Annotated in this window: 17 protein-coding genes and 1 pseudogene; 10 read left to right on the top strand and 8 right to left on the bottom strand. The window is 72.6% G+C overall.

Annotation, left to right across the window (positions count from 1 at the left end; genetic code table 11):
• The first annotated feature begins 68 nt into the window (after nucleotides 1-68).
• From DCW30_RS28445 to hutH, 5 genes are all read left to right on the top strand, one after another.
• Nucleotides 69-932, top strand: coding sequence for a biotin--[acetyl-CoA-carboxylase] ligase (locus tag DCW30_RS28445; RefSeq protein ID WP_062783582.1), 864 nt, complete (start codon nucleotides 69-71; stop codon nucleotides 930-932).
• Between the two features lie 153 nt (nucleotides 933-1,085).
• Complete coding sequence (locus DCW30_RS28440) at nucleotides 1,086-2,246, top strand: adenylate/guanylate cyclase domain-containing protein (RefSeq protein WP_062783577.1); 1,161 nt, start codon at nucleotides 1,086-1,088, stop codon at nucleotides 2,244-2,246.
• Between the two features lie 122 nt (nucleotides 2,247-2,368).
• Entirely contained in the window at nucleotides 2,369-3,166 is a 798-nt protein-coding gene (locus DCW30_RS28435) for an enoyl-CoA hydratase/isomerase family protein (protein ID WP_076684838.1), read from the top strand.
• Nucleotides 3,167-3,317: 151 nt separating this feature from the next.
• A complete protein-coding gene (locus DCW30_RS28430; protein WP_076684837.1) occupies nucleotides 3,318-4,487 on the top strand; it encodes a GGDEF domain-containing protein in 1,170 nt (389 codons plus the stop codon).
• 317 nt (nucleotides 4,488-4,804) lie between these two features.
• Entirely contained in the window at nucleotides 4,805-6,343 is a 1,539-nt protein-coding gene (gene hutH, locus DCW30_RS28425; protein WP_418347331.1) for a histidine ammonia-lyase, read from the top strand.
• Here the strand turns inward: hutH and DCW30_RS28420 are convergent.
• A complete protein-coding gene (locus tag DCW30_RS28420; RefSeq protein WP_076684835.1) occupies nucleotides 6,324-6,650 on the bottom strand; it encodes an LAETG motif-containing sortase-dependent surface protein in 327 nt (108 codons plus the stop codon). The genes hutH and DCW30_RS28420 overlap by 20 nt on opposite strands.
• A gap of 110 nt (nucleotides 6,651-6,760) precedes the next feature.
• On the opposite strand from DCW30_RS28420, the gene DCW30_RS28415 reads away from it, so the two are divergent.
• Together DCW30_RS28415 and DCW30_RS28410 are read left to right on the top strand one after the other, a co-directional pair.
• The gene (locus DCW30_RS28415) at nucleotides 6,761-7,111 is read left to right on the top strand and encodes a hypothetical protein (protein WP_076684834.1); all 351 of its coding nucleotides are present in this window, start codon (nucleotides 6,761-6,763) and stop codon (nucleotides 7,109-7,111) included.
• Between the two features lie 300 nt (nucleotides 7,112-7,411).
• Nucleotides 7,412-8,671, top strand: a complete 1,260-nt coding sequence (locus tag DCW30_RS28410; protein WP_076684833.1) for a L,D-transpeptidase — start codon at nucleotides 7,412-7,414, stop codon at nucleotides 8,669-8,671.
• A gap of 6 nt (nucleotides 8,672-8,677) precedes the next feature.
• Here DCW30_RS28410 and DCW30_RS28405 read toward each other — a convergent pair whose 3' ends face one another.
• Nucleotides 8,678-9,061, bottom strand: a complete 384-nt coding sequence (locus DCW30_RS28405) for a YybH family protein (RefSeq protein ID WP_076684832.1) — start codon at nucleotides 9,059-9,061, stop codon at nucleotides 8,678-8,680.
• 24 nt (nucleotides 9,062-9,085) lie between these two features.
• Here DCW30_RS28405 and DCW30_RS28400 point away from each other — a divergent pair, with 24 nt between their 5' ends.
• Nucleotides 9,086-9,475, top strand: coding sequence for a winged helix-turn-helix transcriptional regulator (locus tag DCW30_RS28400; protein WP_076684831.1), 390 nt, complete (start codon nucleotides 9,086-9,088; stop codon nucleotides 9,473-9,475).
• Nucleotides 9,476-9,494: 19 nt separating this feature from the next.
• Here the strand turns inward: DCW30_RS28400 and DCW30_RS28395 are convergent, their stop codons facing one another.
• Complete coding sequence (locus DCW30_RS28395; RefSeq protein WP_076684830.1) at nucleotides 9,495-9,881, bottom strand: VOC family protein; 387 nt, start codon at nucleotides 9,879-9,881, stop codon at nucleotides 9,495-9,497.
• A 218-nt stretch (nucleotides 9,882-10,099) separates the two neighbouring features.
• The gene (locus tag DCW30_RS28390; protein WP_076684829.1) at nucleotides 10,100-11,152 is read right to left on the bottom strand and encodes an NAD(P)-dependent alcohol dehydrogenase; all 1,053 of its coding nucleotides are present in this window, start codon (nucleotides 11,150-11,152) and stop codon (nucleotides 10,100-10,102) included.
• A 117-nt stretch (nucleotides 11,153-11,269) separates the two neighbouring features.
• Between DCW30_RS28390 and DCW30_RS28385 the strand changes: the two genes are divergently transcribed.
• Nucleotides 11,270-12,190 carry a helix-turn-helix transcriptional regulator gene (locus tag DCW30_RS28385; protein ID WP_062770941.1) on the top strand — a complete coding sequence of 307 codons (921 nt, stop codon included), beginning with the start codon at nucleotides 11,270-11,272 and terminating at the stop codon, nucleotides 12,188-12,190.
• Nucleotides 12,191-12,406: 216 nt separating this feature from the next.
• On the top strand, nucleotides 12,407-12,766 hold the full coding sequence (locus DCW30_RS28380) for a helix-turn-helix domain-containing protein (RefSeq protein WP_076684828.1): 360 nt from the start codon (nucleotides 12,407-12,409) through the stop codon (nucleotides 12,764-12,766).
• A 19-nt stretch (nucleotides 12,767-12,785) separates the two neighbouring features.
• On the opposite strand, the pseudogene DCW30_RS28375 reads toward DCW30_RS28380, so the two are convergent.
• The 4 genes and pseudogenes from DCW30_RS28375 to msrA all read right to left on the bottom strand — a co-directional run.
• Nucleotides 12,786-13,397 (bottom strand): annotated as a pseudogene (locus DCW30_RS28375) (ClpP family protease); the annotation flags it as partial.
• Between the two features lie 16 nt (nucleotides 13,398-13,413).
• Entirely contained in the window at nucleotides 13,414-14,082 is a 669-nt protein-coding gene (locus tag DCW30_RS28370; RefSeq protein ID WP_076684826.1) for a ClpP family protease, read from the bottom strand.
• Nucleotides 14,083-14,243: 161 nt separating this feature from the next.
• Nucleotides 14,244-15,104 (bottom strand): hypothetical protein, encoded by an 861-nt coding sequence (locus tag DCW30_RS28365; RefSeq protein WP_123985600.1) that lies wholly within the window; start codon nucleotides 15,102-15,104, stop codon nucleotides 14,244-14,246.
• Between the two features lie 102 nt (nucleotides 15,105-15,206).
• Nucleotides 15,207-15,914 carry a peptide-methionine (S)-S-oxide reductase MsrA gene (gene msrA, locus DCW30_RS28360; protein ID WP_062771077.1) on the bottom strand — a complete coding sequence of 236 codons (708 nt, stop codon included), beginning with the start codon at nucleotides 15,912-15,914 and terminating at the stop codon, nucleotides 15,207-15,209.
• Nucleotides 15,915-16,101: the final 187 nt, after the last annotated feature.

Below are 16,101 nucleotides of genomic sequence, written 5' to 3'. Positions count from 1 at the left end.
TGACCCGTAGCGTATCGGCGCGGATACCGTTCGGCAGTGCGGTGTTTACCACACCTAGGGTGGCTTGCATGACGCCGCGAGATGCTCAAGACAACCGCTGGTCCGACCTCGACCGCCCGCCCCTGAACGCCACCTCCCTGCGACGGGCGCTCGTGCGCGAGGGGGGTCTGTGGACCTCCCTGGACGTGGTGGCCGCCACCGGTTCGACCAACACCGACCTCGCGGCACGGGCCGACGGCCTCCCCGAGGGAGCGGTGCTCGTCGCCGAGGAGCAGAACGCGGCCCGCGGCCGCCTCGACCGGAAGTGGTCGGCGCCCGCCCGCTCGGGCCTGTTCTTCTCCGTGCTGCTCAAGCCCGCCGAGGTGCCGGTCGAGCGGTGGGGCTGGCTGCCGCTGCTCACCGGCGTGGCCGTCGCCACGGGCCTCTCTCGGGCCGCCGGGGTCGACACGGCACTCAAGTGGCCCAACGACCTCCTGGTCACCGTGGGTGACGAGGAGCGCAAGGCGGGCGGCATCCTCGCCGAGCGGGCCGGGACCGCCGCCGGCGGCGGCGTGGTCATCGGCGTCGGCCTCAACGTCACCCTGGGTGCGGACGAGCTGCCGGTGCCGACGGCCGGTTCCCTCGCCCTCGCCGGGGCCGCCTCGACGGACCGCGATCCGCTGCTGCGTGCCGTGCTGCGCTCCCTGGAGCAGTGGTACGGCGACTGGCGCGCGGCGGGCGGCGACCCCGCCGCCGCCCGGCTCCAGGAGGCGTACGCGGCGGGCTGCGCCACGCTCGGCCGCCGCGTACGGGCGGAGCTGCCGGGCGACCGTTCGATCGTGGGCGAGGCCGTCGCGGTCGACGGCGACGGACGCCTGGTGCTCGCCACCGAGGACGGCGTGCGCCGGCCCGTGGGGGCGGGTGACATCGTCCACCTGCGTCCCGCCGGGTGACCGGCGGCCGGGCGCGCCGGGGGACGGCCGGTCACCCGGCGTGCCCCGGGCCGGGGGTACGGGTCACGGGACTCGGGAGTGAGCTGCGGCACACCTGCCGTAAAGTTGACGCCGGTCGATACCTGACCGCGGCAGATCGGAAGGGCAGCAGGCGTGACCGTCGACGACACGGGCTCCGGCGCGGGCGCAGAGCGTGGCCCCGACGACGGGCCGGGCGGCGCGGCCGGCGTTCCCGAGGTGCAGGACGAGAGCAAGGACGGCGAGTCCGCCAAGGACCCCCTCGCCCTCCGGCTCGAAGGGCTCATCCTCGGCGCGGACCGCCGCTACACCCCCTTCCAGGCCGCCCGCAGCGCGGGCGTCTCGATGGAGCTCGCCTCCCGCTTCTGGCGGGCCATGGGCTTCCCCGACATCGGCCAGGCCAAGGCGCTGACCGAGGCCGACGTGCTGGCCCTGCGCCGCCTCGCGGGCCTCGTCGAGGCGGGGCTGCTCAGCGAGGCCATGGCGGTGCAGGTGGCCCGGTCCACGGGGCAGACCACCGCGCGGCTCGCGGAGTGGCAGATCGACTCCTTCCTGGAGGGGCTCACGGAGCCGCCCGAGCCGGGCATGACCCGTACGGAAGTCACGTATCCCCTGGTGGAGCTGCTCCTGCCGGAGCTGGAGGAGTTCCTGGTCTACGTCTGGCGCCGTCAGCTCGCCGCCGCCACGGGGCGCGTCGTGCAGGCCGCCGACGACGAGGAGATGGTCGACCGGCGGCTCGCCGTGGGCTTCGCCGACCTGGTCGGCTTCACGCGCCTGACGCGGCGCATGGAGGAGGAGGAGCTCGGGGAACTCGTCGAGGCCTTCGAGACCACGGCGGCCGACCTCGTCGCCGCGCACGGCGGACGGCTCATCAAGACCCTCGGCGACGAGGTCCTGTACGCCGCCGACGACGCGGGCGTGGCCGCCGAGATCGCCCTGCGCCTCATCGAGACGATGGCGAACGACGAGACCATGCCCGAGCTGCGCGTCGGCATCGCCTTCGGCACGGTCACCACGCGCATGGGCGACGTCTTCGGCACGACGGTGAACCTCGCGAGCCGCCTGACCTCCATAGCGCCCAAGGACGCCGTCCTCGTCGACGGGGCGCTCGCGGAGGAGCTGAAGCGGTCGGGCGACGCGCCCGCCTCGGAGGCGGAGGCCGCGGAGGCGGCAGCGGCGGCCGAGAAGGAGGGCGAGGACCCGCCCTCGTACCGCTTCGCACTCCAGCCGATGTGGCAGCGGCCCGTGCGCGGTCTCGGCGTGGTCGAGCCGTGGCTGCTGGCGCGGCGGGGCTGAGAGCCGCAGGAGCCGCGGGGTCGGCCGGGGGCCGCAGGGTTTTGAGGAGCCCTTCCCCCTGGGCGGACCCGGCTGACATGATCCCCGGGTAACGGCCGTTAACCGGAGGTTCAGGAGGCGTCATGGGTGACGAGCAACGGTACGGGGAGCACGTCGCGGTCCGGCGGCACGGTCACGTCGTCGAGCTCGTCCTCGACCGCCCCAAGGCCATGAACGCCGTCTCCTCGGAGATGGCCCGCTCCATCGCCGCCGCCTGCGCGGCCCTCGCCGGTGACGCGGGCGCCCGGGTGGTCGTCGTGACGTCCACGCACGAGCGGGCGTTCTGCGTCGGGGCCGACCTCAAGGAGCGCAACTCCTTCAGCGACGCCGAGTTGCTGCGCCAGCGCCCCACGGCGCGGGCCGCCTACACCGGCGTGCTGGACCTGCCCATGCCCACCATCGCCGCCGTGCACGGCTTCGCCCTCGGCGGCGGCTTCGAGCTCGCGCTCTCCTGTGACGTGATCGTCGCCGACCCGACCACGGTCGTCGGGCTGCCCGAGGTGTCCGTCGGCGTCATCCCGGGCGGCGGCGGCACGCAACTCCTGCCGCGCCGGGTCGGCGCCGCCCGCGCCGCCGAGCTGATCTTCTCGGCGCGGCGGGTCGAGGCGCCGGAGGCGCGGGAGTTGGGCCTGGTCGACGTGGTCGCCGAGGAGGGCGGGGCCCGTGCGGAGGCGCTGGCGCTCGGCGTCCGCATGGCCGCCAACTCGCCCGTGGGCCTGCGCGCGGCCAAGCGCGCCCTGCGCCTCGGGCACGGCCTCGACCTGCGCGCGGGCCTTGAGGTGGAGGACGCGGCGTGGCGCGCGGTGGCGTTCTCGGGCGACCGGGCGGAGGGCGTCGCGGCGTTCAACGAGAAGCGGAAGCCGAAGTGGCCGGGGGAGTGATCCGGGTGGCCCGCCGTCGGCGGACCGCTCCGTGGTCCGCCCTCCCCGCGGCCCGCTTCCCGCACCCCGCGGCCCGCTCTCCACGGCCCGTCTTGCGGCTCGCGATATGTCTCGAAGTTCCAAAATGCCGCAAACCTCCTAGCCTAGGGTGATGGGAGAGGACGTGCGGCTGCGGGCCGTGGTGGAGCTGGCGCAAGGGATGGCCGCCGCGCGGACCCCGCGCGAGACCTGGCGGGCCGCGGCCGCGGGCGCCTGCCGCGCGCTGGGCGGGAGCTTCGCCGCGCTCTCCCTGTGGGAGCGCGAACTCGGCAGGCTCCGGGTGCTCGTGAACACGGGTGAACGGAGCGAGGGCGAGGAGGAGTTCCCGGAGTGCGAGGCCTACCCCGTCCACCAGTTCCCGGAGATCACCGAGTTCCTGCACGAGCGCTGGGCGGGCGGCGGTGAGCCCGACGCCTGGGTCGAGACCGCCGGCGGGGCGGCGGGCGGCCGGTTCGCGGGCTACTGCCACCAGCGCGTCAGCGCCCTGCGCAGGCGCGGACGCGGCTGCTGTGTGGTCGCGCCGGTCGTGCTGCACGGGCGGGCCTGGGGCGAGCTGTATGTGGCGCGCCCGCTGGGGGCGCCGGTCTTCGGCCGCCCGGACGCGGACTTCGCGACCGTCCTCGCCTCGGTGGTGGCGGCGGGCATCGCGCAGACCGAGCGCCTGGAGGAGGCGCGCAGGCTGGCCTTCACGGACGCGCTGACCGGGCTCGCCAACCGCCGCGCCGTCGACCTGCGCCTCGACGAGGCGGTGGAGCGGCACCGCGCCGAGGGGGACGTGGTCAGCCTCGTCGTCTGTGACGTGAACGGCCTCAAGCGCGTCAACGACACCCTGGGCCACGCGGTCGGCGACCGCCTCCTCGAACGCTTCGGCTCGGTCCTCTCGCTCTGCGGCGCGATGCTCCCCGGCACGCTGGCCGCACGCCTCGGCGGCGACGAGTTCTGTCTGCTCTCCGTGGGCCCGACCGCCGACGAGGTGGTCCGGGTCGCCGACGAACTGTGCGGGCGCGCCGCCGAGTTGGAGCTCGGTGACGGGGTCGCGTGCGGGGTCGCGTCGACCGGGGACCCGATCGGCCCCGTGCGCTCGGCGCGCCGTCTCTTCCGCCTCGCCGACGCGGCGCAGTACCGCGCGAAGGCGGCGCACGCGGTGAAGCCGGTGGTCGCGGGCCGGGAGGGCGGCGACGGGGAGGGCGACCCGGTGCTGCGGCTCGCCGACTCGCCGCCGGCGCCGGGTGACGCGGGGGAGCGGCGGACGTTCCGGGGCCGGGGGCAGCCGCCGTCCTGAAGCGGTGTTCCCGGTCGTTCGCCCCTGCGGCTGTGGGGGCTCGCGGCCCTGCGGTTCTTCGACGACGCGGTGGTGGCGGCGCCGCCCGGCGTGCTCCACGCGTTCATGTTCGGGGCTCCCATCCCGGTGACCGCGCTGTCGGTGGGGGAGCTCCACCGGCTGCGCACGCGGTACGGCTGACGTTCCGCGGGGCGCTCGAGCGAGGGGGAACCGGTGCCGGGCACGGGCGGTGAGGTCGAGGTAAGTGGCCCCTCCCGGCCCCACCCGTGACACCTGGCGATTCAGTCCGTACGCTGCTGAATATGACTATGCACAGCGTGGGCACCGTGGCCCTTGGGACGTCCGGGACGACAGCGGCGGACGTCATCGCCGTCGCGCGCGGGAACGCGCGGATCGAACTGACCGATGAGGCGTTGACCGCCCTGGCCGCCTCGCGCGAGATCGTCGACGCGCTCGCCGCCAAGCCCGAGCCGGTCTACGGCGTGTCGACCGGCTTCGGCGCCCTGGCCAGCCGCCACATCGGCCCCGAACTGCGGGCGCAGCTCCAGCGCAACATCGTCCGCTCGCACGCCGCGGGCATGGGTCCGCGGGTGGAGCGCGAGGTGGTGCGCGCGCTGATGTTCCTGCGCCTGAAGACGGTCTGCTCGGGCCACACGGGCGTACGGCCCGAGGTCGCGCGGACCATGGCGGACGTGCTGAACGCCGGGATCACGCCGGTCGTGCACGAGTACGGCTCGCTGGGCTGCTCCGGCGACCTCGCCCCCCTCAGCCACTGCGCGCTCGCGCTGATGGGCGAGGGCGACGCCGAGGGCCCCGACGGCGAGGTGAGGCCCGCGGGCGAACTGCTCGCCGCGCACGGCATCACCCCGGTCGAGCTGCGGGAGAAGGAGGGCCTCGCGCTCCTCAACGGCACCGACGGCATGCTCGGCATGCTGATCATGGCCCTCGCGGACCTCGACACCCTCTACAAGTCCGCCGACGTCACGGCCGCCCTGACGCTGGAGGCCCTGCTCGGCACGGACAAGGTCCTCGCGCCCGAGCTGCACGCCATCAGGCCGCACCCGGGCCAGGGCGTGTCCGCCGCCAACATGCTGAAGGTCCTCGCCGGTTCGGGGCTCACCGGCCACCACCAGGACGACGCGCCGCGCGTCCAGGACGCGTACTCCGTGCGGTGCGCGCCGCAGGTCGCGGGCGCGGGCCGGGACACGGTGGCGCACGCCAGGCTCGTCGCCGAGCGGGAGCTGGCCGCCGCCGTCGACAACCCCGTGGTCCTGCCCGACGGGCGTGTCGAGTCCAACGGCAACTTCCACGGGGCCCCGGTCGCGTACGTCCTGGACTTCCTCGCCATCGCCGCGGCCGACCTCGGCTCGATCGCCGAGCGGCGCACCGACCGGCTCCTCGACAAGAACCGCTCGCACGGCCTTCCGCCGTTCCTCGCGGACGACGCCGGCGTCGACTCCGGCCTGATGATCGCCCAGTACACGCAGGCCGCCCTGGTCAGCGAGTTGAAGCGGCTCGCGGTCCCGGCGTCGGCGGACTCCATCCCGTCCTCCGCGATGCAGGAGGACCACGTGTCCATGGGCTGGTCCGCCGCGCGCAAGCTGCGTACGGCGGTGGACAACCTGACCCGCGTCATCGCGATCGAGCTGTACGCGGCCACGCGCGCGGTCGAACTCCGCGAGGACCTGACGCCGGCGCCCGCGACCCACGAGGTCGTCGTGGCGCTCCGCAAGGCGGGCGTCGAGGGTCCGGGGCCGGACCGCCACCTGGCGCCCGACCTGGCGGGGGCGGAGGCGTTCGTCCGCTCGGGCGTGCTGGTGACGACGGTCGAAGGGGTTACGGGGCCGCTGGCCTGACGTCCGCGCCCGCCCGCTCCCTGCGCACCGAGAACGCCACGAAACCGGCGCCGAGGCCCAGGAGCGCCGTGCCGCCGGCGACATACGGGGTCGTGTCGAAGCTGCCCGTGTCGGCCAGGCGGGCGGCGCCCTCGCGGGCCTCGGGGCCGGGGACCGACGCCTGGTCGGCGTGCCGGTCCCGGGCCGCGTCCCCGGCCGAGGCAGCGGGGGGCGCGGGGGACGTCGCGTTCGCGGAGGGGACGAACCACAGGGCGCCGAGAAGGGCTCCGGCGGCGGTGGCGGTCAGCAACGATCGGCGTGCGGACACGGAATCGGATCCCCCTTGTGGCGCTGGCGAATTGGCCGTGTGGGGCGATGGTAATGAAAGCCGCGGGTCGTGGGAAAGCCGCGGGGGAGGCGGGCCGTACGCTCCCCCGTATGACTGGAGACGAGACATCACGGTTTGTGCGGCTGCGCGTCGAAATGGTGGTCGAGGTCGAGGACACCGGGAAGCTGACCGGCGCCGCGCTCGGCCGCATCGCGGAGGACGAGCAGATGCCGGCGGAGGAGAGGGCCCACGCCGAGGCCGCGGTCCGGGACGACGACGCGGAGGCGCTCGCCTACCTCGTGGACCCGTTCGACCTGGTCAGCCAGGTCCCCGGCGTCGAACTCGCCCAGGCCTCCTGGAGCAGCGAGACGATCGACTACGACCCCGACGCACCGGACTGGGAGCACGACGAGGACGCCGCCGACGGCGACGAGGACGACGAGGAGGACCGGCTGATCTGAGACGCCGGACGCCGGACGCCGGATTGAGACATCCGGAATCGGGGACCCCGGACAGCAACCGCTGTCCGGGGTTCTGTCGTCCCTCCCGGCGTCCGTCGTGCAGAGTGGGCGGTTGACCCGCCGGTCGTCTCCCGGTGCACAGTGGACAGGGGGAGGGAAGAGGCTCGGTCCAGCGTGCGGAGCGTGGTGTTCCCCACATTCCGCCCAGTAGTGGAACGGGACGAACCGGGCAGGACGTTATGCAGGTCTACGGGGACTCTCGGTTTTGTTCGGGATTCGGCAACTATGGAGATGTGTGTGATGACGGACAGTAGGCGCCGGACGACGGGACGTGGACGCAGGGGCCTCGCGGCCGTGTCCGCGCTCGTGGGCGGCGTGCTCGTGCTCTCGGCGTGCAGCGACGACGGCGGCGACAAGGCCGGCGGCAAGGAGTCGCAGAACCAGGTCGACGAGGCCGCCGCCAAGAAGACGTCGGTCGCCCAGATCAAGATCGCGCCGAAGAACGGCTCCGACAACGTCGGCATCAACAGCTCGGCAGCCGTCACCGTCAGCAAGGGCACGCTCACCGACGTGACCATGGAGGCCGCCGACGGCACCGCCGTGGCCGGTCAGATATCCGCCGACAAGAAGAGCTGGAAGCCCGGCAAGCAGCTCGAACGCGCCACGAAGTACAAGATCTCGGCAACCGCCACGGACTCCGAGGGCCGCAAGGCGCACGAGAACACGACGTTCACGACCGTGTCGCAGGCCAACAGCTTCATCGGGAACTTCACGCCCGAGGACGGCTCCACGGTCGGCGTCGGCATGCCCGTGTCGATCAACTTCGACAAGGGCATCACCGACAAGAAGGCCGTGCAGTCCGCCATCAAGGTGTCGTCCGACAGCGGCCAGGAGATCGTCGGCCACTGGTTCGGCAACAACCGCCTGGACTTCCGCCCCGAGGACTACTGGAAGGGCAACTCCACGGTCACCCTGAAGCTGAACCTCGACGGCGTCGAGGGCGCCGACGGGGTGTACGGCGTGCAGCAGAAGACCGTCCAGTTCAAGATCGGGCGCAACCAGGTCTCCATCGTCGACGCCAAGACCAAGACGATGAAGGTCACCCGGGACGGCAAGGTCGTCAAGACCATTCCGATCTCCGCCGGTTCGCCGGAGAACAAGACGTACAACGGCAAGATGGTGATCTCCGAGAAGTTCAAGGAGACCCGCATGGACGGTGCCACCGTCGGCTTCAAGGACGGCGACGGCAAGGGCGAGTACGACATCAAGGACGTGCCGCACGCCATGCGCCTGTCGAGCTCGGGCACCTTCATCCACGGCAACTACTGGGGCTCGTCCTCGATCTTCGGCAACGCCAACACCAGCCACGGCTGCATCGGCCTCCAGGACGCCAAGGGCGCGGGCGACAAGAGCACCCCGGGCTCCTGGTTCTACGAGAACACCATCACTGGTGACGTCGTCGACGTCCGCAACACCGGCGACAAGACCATCGCCCCGGACAACGGCCTCAACGGCTGGAACATGGACTGGGCGCAGTGGAAGGCCGGCTCCGCCGTCTGACCTGCCCTAGGCACCTGCCGACGCGGCGCCGAAGGGACTGTCGATCACGTATCGCCAGTACCCGTCGGCGCCGCGTCGTGCCACATCCGTGGCCGTGGAGCGCACCGTCCCGTCGCCGATCTCCCAGTCCACGACCAGCAGCGCGATGTCCCCGGCCACGTGCACATGCCGTGGCGTGACGGAGATCGGCAGGCCGAGGGCGAGGAAGGGCGCGTTGGCGGCGGCGATCTCCGCGCCGCCGTGCACGGCCTCCCCGCGCTCGGGCACGAAGGCGGCCCGTTCCTCGTACAGCGCGCGCACGGCGTCGGGATCACCGCTGTTGAACCGCGCGGCGAACGCGGCGGGGACGTCTTCGGCCCGGGTGGGCAGGGGCGAGGTCGCTATCGTCATACGGGGACAGTAGGAGGACGCCTCGTGACTCACCGAACGGTAAGCGACGGCACGGACACGCCCCCGGGCCTCCCGGACGACGTGTTCGCCCGGGTCACGTCGCCGCACCCGGCCTGCCCCGTGGAGATCACCCTCGCCGCCCTGCGCGGCCGCTGGACGACCCTCCTGGTCCGCGAACTGCTGCCGCACGAGCACCGCACGTACACGGAGCTGGCCGCGGCGCTCCCGCACCTGTCGCCCAAGGTCCTTGCGGACCGCCTCACGCAGCTGCTCGACGCGGGCGTGCTGGAGCGGACCCGCACCCCGGGGTGGCCGGCGACGGTCACGTACGCGCTCACCCCGCGCGGCAGGGAGCTGGGGCCGGTGATCCAGGCGCTGTGGGACTGGGGAGCCGCCGGGGAGGGCCGCGCGTAGGCGGGTCGCGCGCCCCGGCTCAGGCGCCGCTGCCGTAGGGCCTGGTGATGATCTCCAGGTTGTGGCCGTCGGGGTCCTCCCAGTACACGCCGCGGCCGCCGTCGTTGGTGTTGATCTCGTTCGGGCGGTGGTGGTACGGGTCCGCCCAGTAGGGCAGCTCCCGGTCCTTGATGCGCCCGAAGATCGCGTCGAAGTCGTCCTCGGAGACCAGGAACGCGTAGTGCTGCGGCACGAACGGCCCGTCGCCCCGCTCGTAGAAGTCGAGCGTGACGCCGTTCGGGATCTCCACCGGGATGAACGGGCCGTACTGCGGGCTCACGTCGAGCCCCAGGATGTCCGCGAGGAACCGCGCCGACGCCTTCTTGTCCGCCGCCGCGACGATGGTGTGGTTCAACGAGACGGTCATCGTGTGCTCTCCTCGGGTCGAACTGTCGTCGTCCTGGACTGCTGTCGTCCTGAACCGCTGATGTCCTGCACTGCTGTCGTCCTGCAGTGACGGGAACGACGCTAGTTCCGGCGGTCCGGACGACGCATCGGTCGCCGGTCCCGGTCCGCGAAGCCATGCGGACCAGGACCGGCGACCGAGACGCGTTCAAGCCACTCGTGCCCCCGCGGGGAGCGGCATCAGATCGTCGCGGCGTCGATCACGAAGCGGTAGCGCACGTCGCTGGCGAGGACCCGCTCGTACGCCTCGTTGACCTGCTCGGCGCGGATCAGCTCGATCTCGGAGCCGAGGCCGTGCTCGGCGCAGAAGTCCAGCATCTCCTGGGTCTCGGCGATGCCGCCGATCATGGAACCCGCGAGGGTCTTGCCGCCGCCGATCACGGAGAAGAGGTTCAGCGAGACCGGCTCCTCGGGGGCGCCGACGTTGACGAAGGCGCCCTCGGAGCGCAGCAGGCCCAGGTACTTGTCCAGCGGCAGCGGCGCGGAGACCGTGGAGAGGATCATGTCGAAGGAGCCCGCGAGCTGCTCGAACGTGGCGTCGTCGCTGGTCGCGTAGTAGTGCTCCGCGCCGAGCCGCAGGCCGTCGTCCTTCTTGCGCAGGGACTGCGACAGGACGGTCACCTCGGCGCCGAGCGCGTGCGCGATCTTGACGGCCATGTGTCCGAGCCCGCCGAGGCCGACCACAGCGACCTTCTTGCCGGGGCCCGCGTGGAAGCGCTTGAGCGGTGAGTACGTGGTGATGCCGGCGCACAGCAGCGGCGCGGCGACGTCCAGCGAGATCCCCTCGGGGATGCCGACGGTGAACGCCTCGTCCACGACGATGTGCGTGGAGTAGCCGCCGTACGTCGGCTCGCCGCTGTGGTCCAGGCCGTTGTACGTCGGGACGTTGCCCCGCACGCAGTACTGCTCGAGGCCGGCCTTGCAGTTGTCGCACTCGCGGCAGGAGTCGACCATGCAGCCGACGCCCACGCGGTCGCCGACGGCGAACTTGGTGACCCCGGGGCCGACCTCGGCCACGACACCGGCGATCTCGTGGCCCGGCACCATCGGGAAGATGCCCTCGCCCCAGCCGTCACGGGCCTGGTGGATGTCGGAGTGGCAGATCCCGGCGTACTTGATGTCGATCAGCACGTCGAACTCGCCGACGGCGCGGCGCGGCACGGTGGTCCGCTCCAGGGGCGCGTTGGCGGCGGGAGCGGCGTAGGCGGAAACGGTGGTGATCTGCTCAGTCATGTCATCGAGGCTGCCAGCCGCCGGGGCGGCCGCCCAGACACCCGTTCCGCCTACGACCAGCGGTCCTACCACTGGCGGGGACAGTCTCAGCGGCGTACGACCCGGGATACTGGAGGCATGGACGACACGCACGAGACGCCCGCCGGGGGCCCCCGGGGCGTCGACGCCGCGCCACTGGACGGCCGGGCCGAGCTCAGCGAGTTCCTGCGCACCCGCAGGGCCCGGCTGCGGCCCGCGGACGTCGGCCTGCCGGAGTACGGCAGGCACCGCCGGGTGCCGGGCCTGCGCCGCGAAGAGCTCGCGCAGCTCGCCGGGGTCTCCGTCGCGTACTACACGCGCCTGGAGCAGGGCAACGGCCGCAACGTCTCCACCGAGGTGCTCGACGCCATCGCCCGCGCCCTGCGCCTCACGGACGCCGAGCAGGCCCACCTCACGCGGCTCGCGAAGCCGAAGACGGTGAAGAAGAAGCGTGCCGCGCGCCCGCAGCACCTGCGGCCCGGGCTCCAGCAGCTCCTGGACTCCGTGGACGGCGTCCCCGCGTACGTCGTCGGGCGTCGCTCGGACATCCTCGGGTGGAACGCGCTGGCGGCGGCCCTCTTCGGCGACTGGAGCGAGCTGGCGCCCGAGCACCGCAACTGGGCGCGGATCTGCTTCCTCGACGAGCGCTCGCGCGAGTTCTTCGTCGACTGGGAGCAGAAGGCGTCCGACATCGTCGGCTACCTCCGCATGGACGCGGGCTGCTATCCCAACGACCCCCGGCTCTCCGCGCTCGTCGGTGAACTCTCCGTCAAGAGCGAGGAGTTCAGGAACCTGTGGGCCACGCACGACGTGCGGGAGAAGGGGCACGGCGTGAAGCGCATGCGCCACCCGCTCGTGGGCGAGCTGACCCTGTCGTTCGAGACGCTGCGGCTGCCGGACGACTGCGACCAGTCGATGATCATGTATCACGCGGAGCCGGACTCGGCGTCCGCGCAGGCGCTGCGGCTGCTGGCGAGCTGGGGGCGGGACGCCTCGTCGGTGGGGTCGGGGACGCGGTAGCGGTTCCCTCTCGGGCGCGCGCGGTGGCGGACCCTCTCGGGCGCGTCACGCTCCTCGATTTCGCGCCGGGCGGAACGCCGCGCGCTGCCCGGCCGCCGGATCGGCTCCTAGGCTGGGACGGTGAGCAGCGAAGCGAGCAGGCGAGTCCGGGGTGGGGCCGACAGCGGCGCGGGCGGTGCGGCCGGACCGCGCCGGGAGCAGCCGGGCGGGGCCCGGGTGATCCCCCTGCGTCCGGTCACGGCGGGGCCTCCCGCGCGGGGCGGGAACACCGGAGCCCCCGCGGCCAGGGAGCCGCTCTGGCGGGACGTCGTGGGGGACGTCCTGCGCCGCGAGCGCCTCGCCCAGGAGCGCACCCTCAAGGACGTGGCCGACGCCGCCCGCATCTCCATGCCGTACCTCTCCGAGCTGGAGCGCGGCCGCAAGGAAGCCTCCTCGGAGGTCCTCGCGGCCGCGGCCCACGCGCTCGGCCTGCGGCTGACCGACGTACTCTCCCTGGTCCAGAGCCGGCTGGCCGCCTCCCCGCGCACGCGGCCCGCCGGGGCTCCGCACCAGGGCCAGGTCCGCCTGGCGGCCTGACGCCTCCCCGCCGCGCGGTTCAGGCGGCGGCGGGCAGGACCCGCCTGCTGAGCACCTGGTCGGCGAGTCCGTACGCGACGGCCTCCTGCGCGGTGAAGAACTTGTCGCGGTCCATGTCGGCCCGGAGGGTGGCGACGTCGTGGTGCGTGTGCCGCGCGAGGACCTCCTCCGCCTGCGAGCGGATGCGCAGCATCTCCTTGGCCTGGAGCTGGAGGTCGGACACCGTCCCCTGCTGCCCCCGGCTCGCGGGCTGCCCGAGCAGCACGCGCGCGTGGTCGAGCACGAACCGCCGCCCCGCATCGCCCCCGGCGAGCAGCACGGCGGCCGTGGACGCGGCCTGGCCGACGCAGAAGGTGGAGATGGGCGCCGAGATGAAGCTCATCGTGTCGTAGATGGCCATGAGCGAGGTGAAGGAACCCCCCGGCGAGTTGATGTAGATGGCGACCTCGCGGTCCGGTGCGGACGACTCCAGGTGGAGGAGCTGCGCGATGACGACGTTGGCGACGCCGTCGTCGATCTCCGTGCCGAGGAAGATGATCCGCTCGGCGAGCAGCCGGCTGTAGACGTCGTAGGAGCGTTCGCCCTGCGGGGTGCGCTCGACGACGGTGGGGATCGTGTACTGGCTCATGTCGTGTCTCCCCTGATCCTCAGATGCCCAGACCGATGCGCCGCTTCGACCCGGCGGGCCGCACGTCTTCCAGGGACTGCACCACGTGGTCGACCATCCCGTACTCCTTGGCCTGCTCGGCGGTGAACCACCGGTCGCGGTCGCCGTCCCGCGAGATGGTCTCCTCGCTCTGGCCGGTGTGCTCGGCGGTGATCCGCTCGATGGCCTTCTTCGTGAAGTCCAGGTTCTCTGCCTGGATGGCGATGTCGGCGGTGGTGCCGCCGATGCCGGCCGACGGCTGGTGCATCATGATCCGCGCGTTGGGCAGCGCGAACCGCTTGCCCCGGGTGCCGACGCTGAGCAGGAACTGCCCCATGCTGGCGGCGAACCCCATGGCCAGCGTGGCCACGTCGTTCGGGATGAGCCGCATGGTGTCGTAGATGGCGAGCCCGGCGCTGACGGAGCCGCCGGGGCTGTTGATGTAGAGGCTGATGTCGGTCTTGGGGTCCTCGGCCGACAGGAGCAGCATCTGCGCGCAGACGCGGTTGGCGGACACGTCGTCGACCTGGGTGCCGAGGAACACGATGCGCTGGTCGAGCAGTTGGGCGGCGAGGTGATCGTCGAAGCGCGACGGAGCGGTGTCCCCGTCCTCCCCCCGAGGCCGCGCCCCGCCACCACTGCCGAGTACGGACGAACCGAGCACGGACATGAAGCCTCCTCAGAAACCGCGGCTCCCGACGCCGCGTTGGTTCCTTCACTGTCACCCGGCGGGGCGGCGGTCGACGGGGATATCGGCTGGGGGCAGATTCGCTGAGGGCAGAGGGGCGGGGGGCGGGGGGCGGGGGCGTGCCCTGACGCCGCGAGCCGCCGCTACGGTGCTCCGGGCCGCCCATCGGCGGGTGCTCCGGCCAGAGCCTCGGCGGTGCGGTCCGCCTCGGCCAGGGCAGTGGAGGTGACTTCGCCGATCACCAGTGCCTGGACGATCACGTCATTCGCCTGCCGGGCACGCGCCAGGCCCATGATGATCAGGAGAGCCGACACGGCGAAGACCAGCAGACACAGGGGGGAGACCCGCACGGACAGCGCGCCCGCCAGGACGGCGACACCGGCGCCTATGTTGACCCGTAGGTCCGCCTCCGCCATCAGCCGGTCGTGGTCGTCGTAGAGAGCCGAGTTCTGGGCGTGCAGCCGTGTGCCCAACTGGCCGAGTTCTTCCAGGATGCTACGCAGGAGAATCCTCCTGGCGACGTCACGGTGCCGCTCCGACCTCTGCGATTCGAGCCACAGGAGAAGAGGGACCGCGCTCACGTGACTCTGCAGGTCCGCCCAGGCCTGCCGGGTGAGCAGCCGGGTGTCCGAGAAGGCCGGATACCCCGCTCCTGCCGGTGCCGAGGGGTGCTGCGTGAGGACGGGCCGCCCTTGCAGGACGGGCCACCGGTCCGGCAGCACGTTGTCGGCGTCCCAGGCGGCGTGCGCGGGCTCACGGAGCAGCTGGTTCGCCGGAATGCTCACAACGCTGCCGATGACGTACGCCGTGAAGATGAGGGCGGCGCCGACCCCGGGCCGCCCTGTCAGCTCCGCCAGGTCGTAGACCCTCGCGGCGAAGCCCGTGGCCTCCGTGCGGCTGGGCATCCGGTCACCCACGGCCACCCACAGGGTGAGCAGCCAGAGCACTCCGGTCGCCAGGGGGGAGCGCAACTCCCGGAAACCGGGAAGTAGTTGTGTCAGCACGCTCCCCCCAGGTGTCACCGCGTCTCGACGGCCATGATCCCTGGTTCGCGGGTCGTCGTCACCAGAGCCGGGGCGACGGACGGGACCGGCGGAGGACGGGTCCTAGAGGCCCGCCTCCGGCGCGGGTGCGATGCCCGTCGGGCAGGCTCGGCCCCAGTTCGTTTCCGAGGGGCTTTCCAGTTCTACGCCCGTGCCGCCGATGCCGCAGTAGCCGTCGGGGTTCTTGTCCAGATACTGCTGGTGGTACGGCTCCGCCGGCCAGAAGGGGCGCGGGCCCGCGGGCAGGATCGTCGTGGTGATCTCACCGTGGTTCGCGGCCGTGAGGACCTGCTGGTAGGCGTCACGGGACGCCTCCGCCGCCGCTTCCTGCTCGGGGGAGTGCGTGTAGATCGCCGAGCGGTACTGCGTGCCCACGTCGTTGCCCTGGCGGAAACCCTGCGTGGGGTTGTGGGACTCCCAGAAGACCTTCAGGAGCGACTCGTACGAGACGCGCTCGGGGTCGAAGACCACGCGGACCACCTCCGCGTGACCGGTGAGACCGGAGCACACCTCCTCGTAGGAGGGGTTCTCCGTGTAGCCGCCCTGGTAGCCGACGTACGTCGTCCAGACGCCCTCCGTCTGCCAGAACTTGCGCTCCGCGCCCCAGAAGCAGCCGAGGCCGAAGTCCGCGACCCGCATGCCCTCGGGGTACGGGCCGAGGAGGGGGTTGCCGAGGACCGTGTGGCGGGAGGGGACCTCGAATTCCGGGGTCGCCCGGCCCTTGAGCGCCTGCTCCGGAGTGGGGAGCTCGGGCGTGCGGCCGAAGATCATGTGGTGGCTCTCCTCGTGCTGACCGTGAAAACGGGCTGACCGGGTGGGTGTGGGCGTGTGGCCGTGGAACGGCGTGCCTCCGGCACAACGCCGTCGAGCGGGCCCGCATTCCGGCGGGGGCCTCCGGCCAGTCCGGTGGGGATGGCGGACCGGTTCCGCCGGGGCTGGCGGGCTGGGGTCGGCGGGG

Origin of the sequence: Streptomyces alfalfae (assembly GCF_004127445.1) — a bacterium.
GTDB classification, from domain to species: domain Bacteria; phylum Actinomycetota; class Actinomycetes; order Streptomycetales; family Streptomycetaceae; genus Streptomyces; species Streptomyces alfalfae.
Note: the sequence above shows the minus strand (reverse complement) of the source record. Positions and strands in the feature narration are given on the sequence as shown.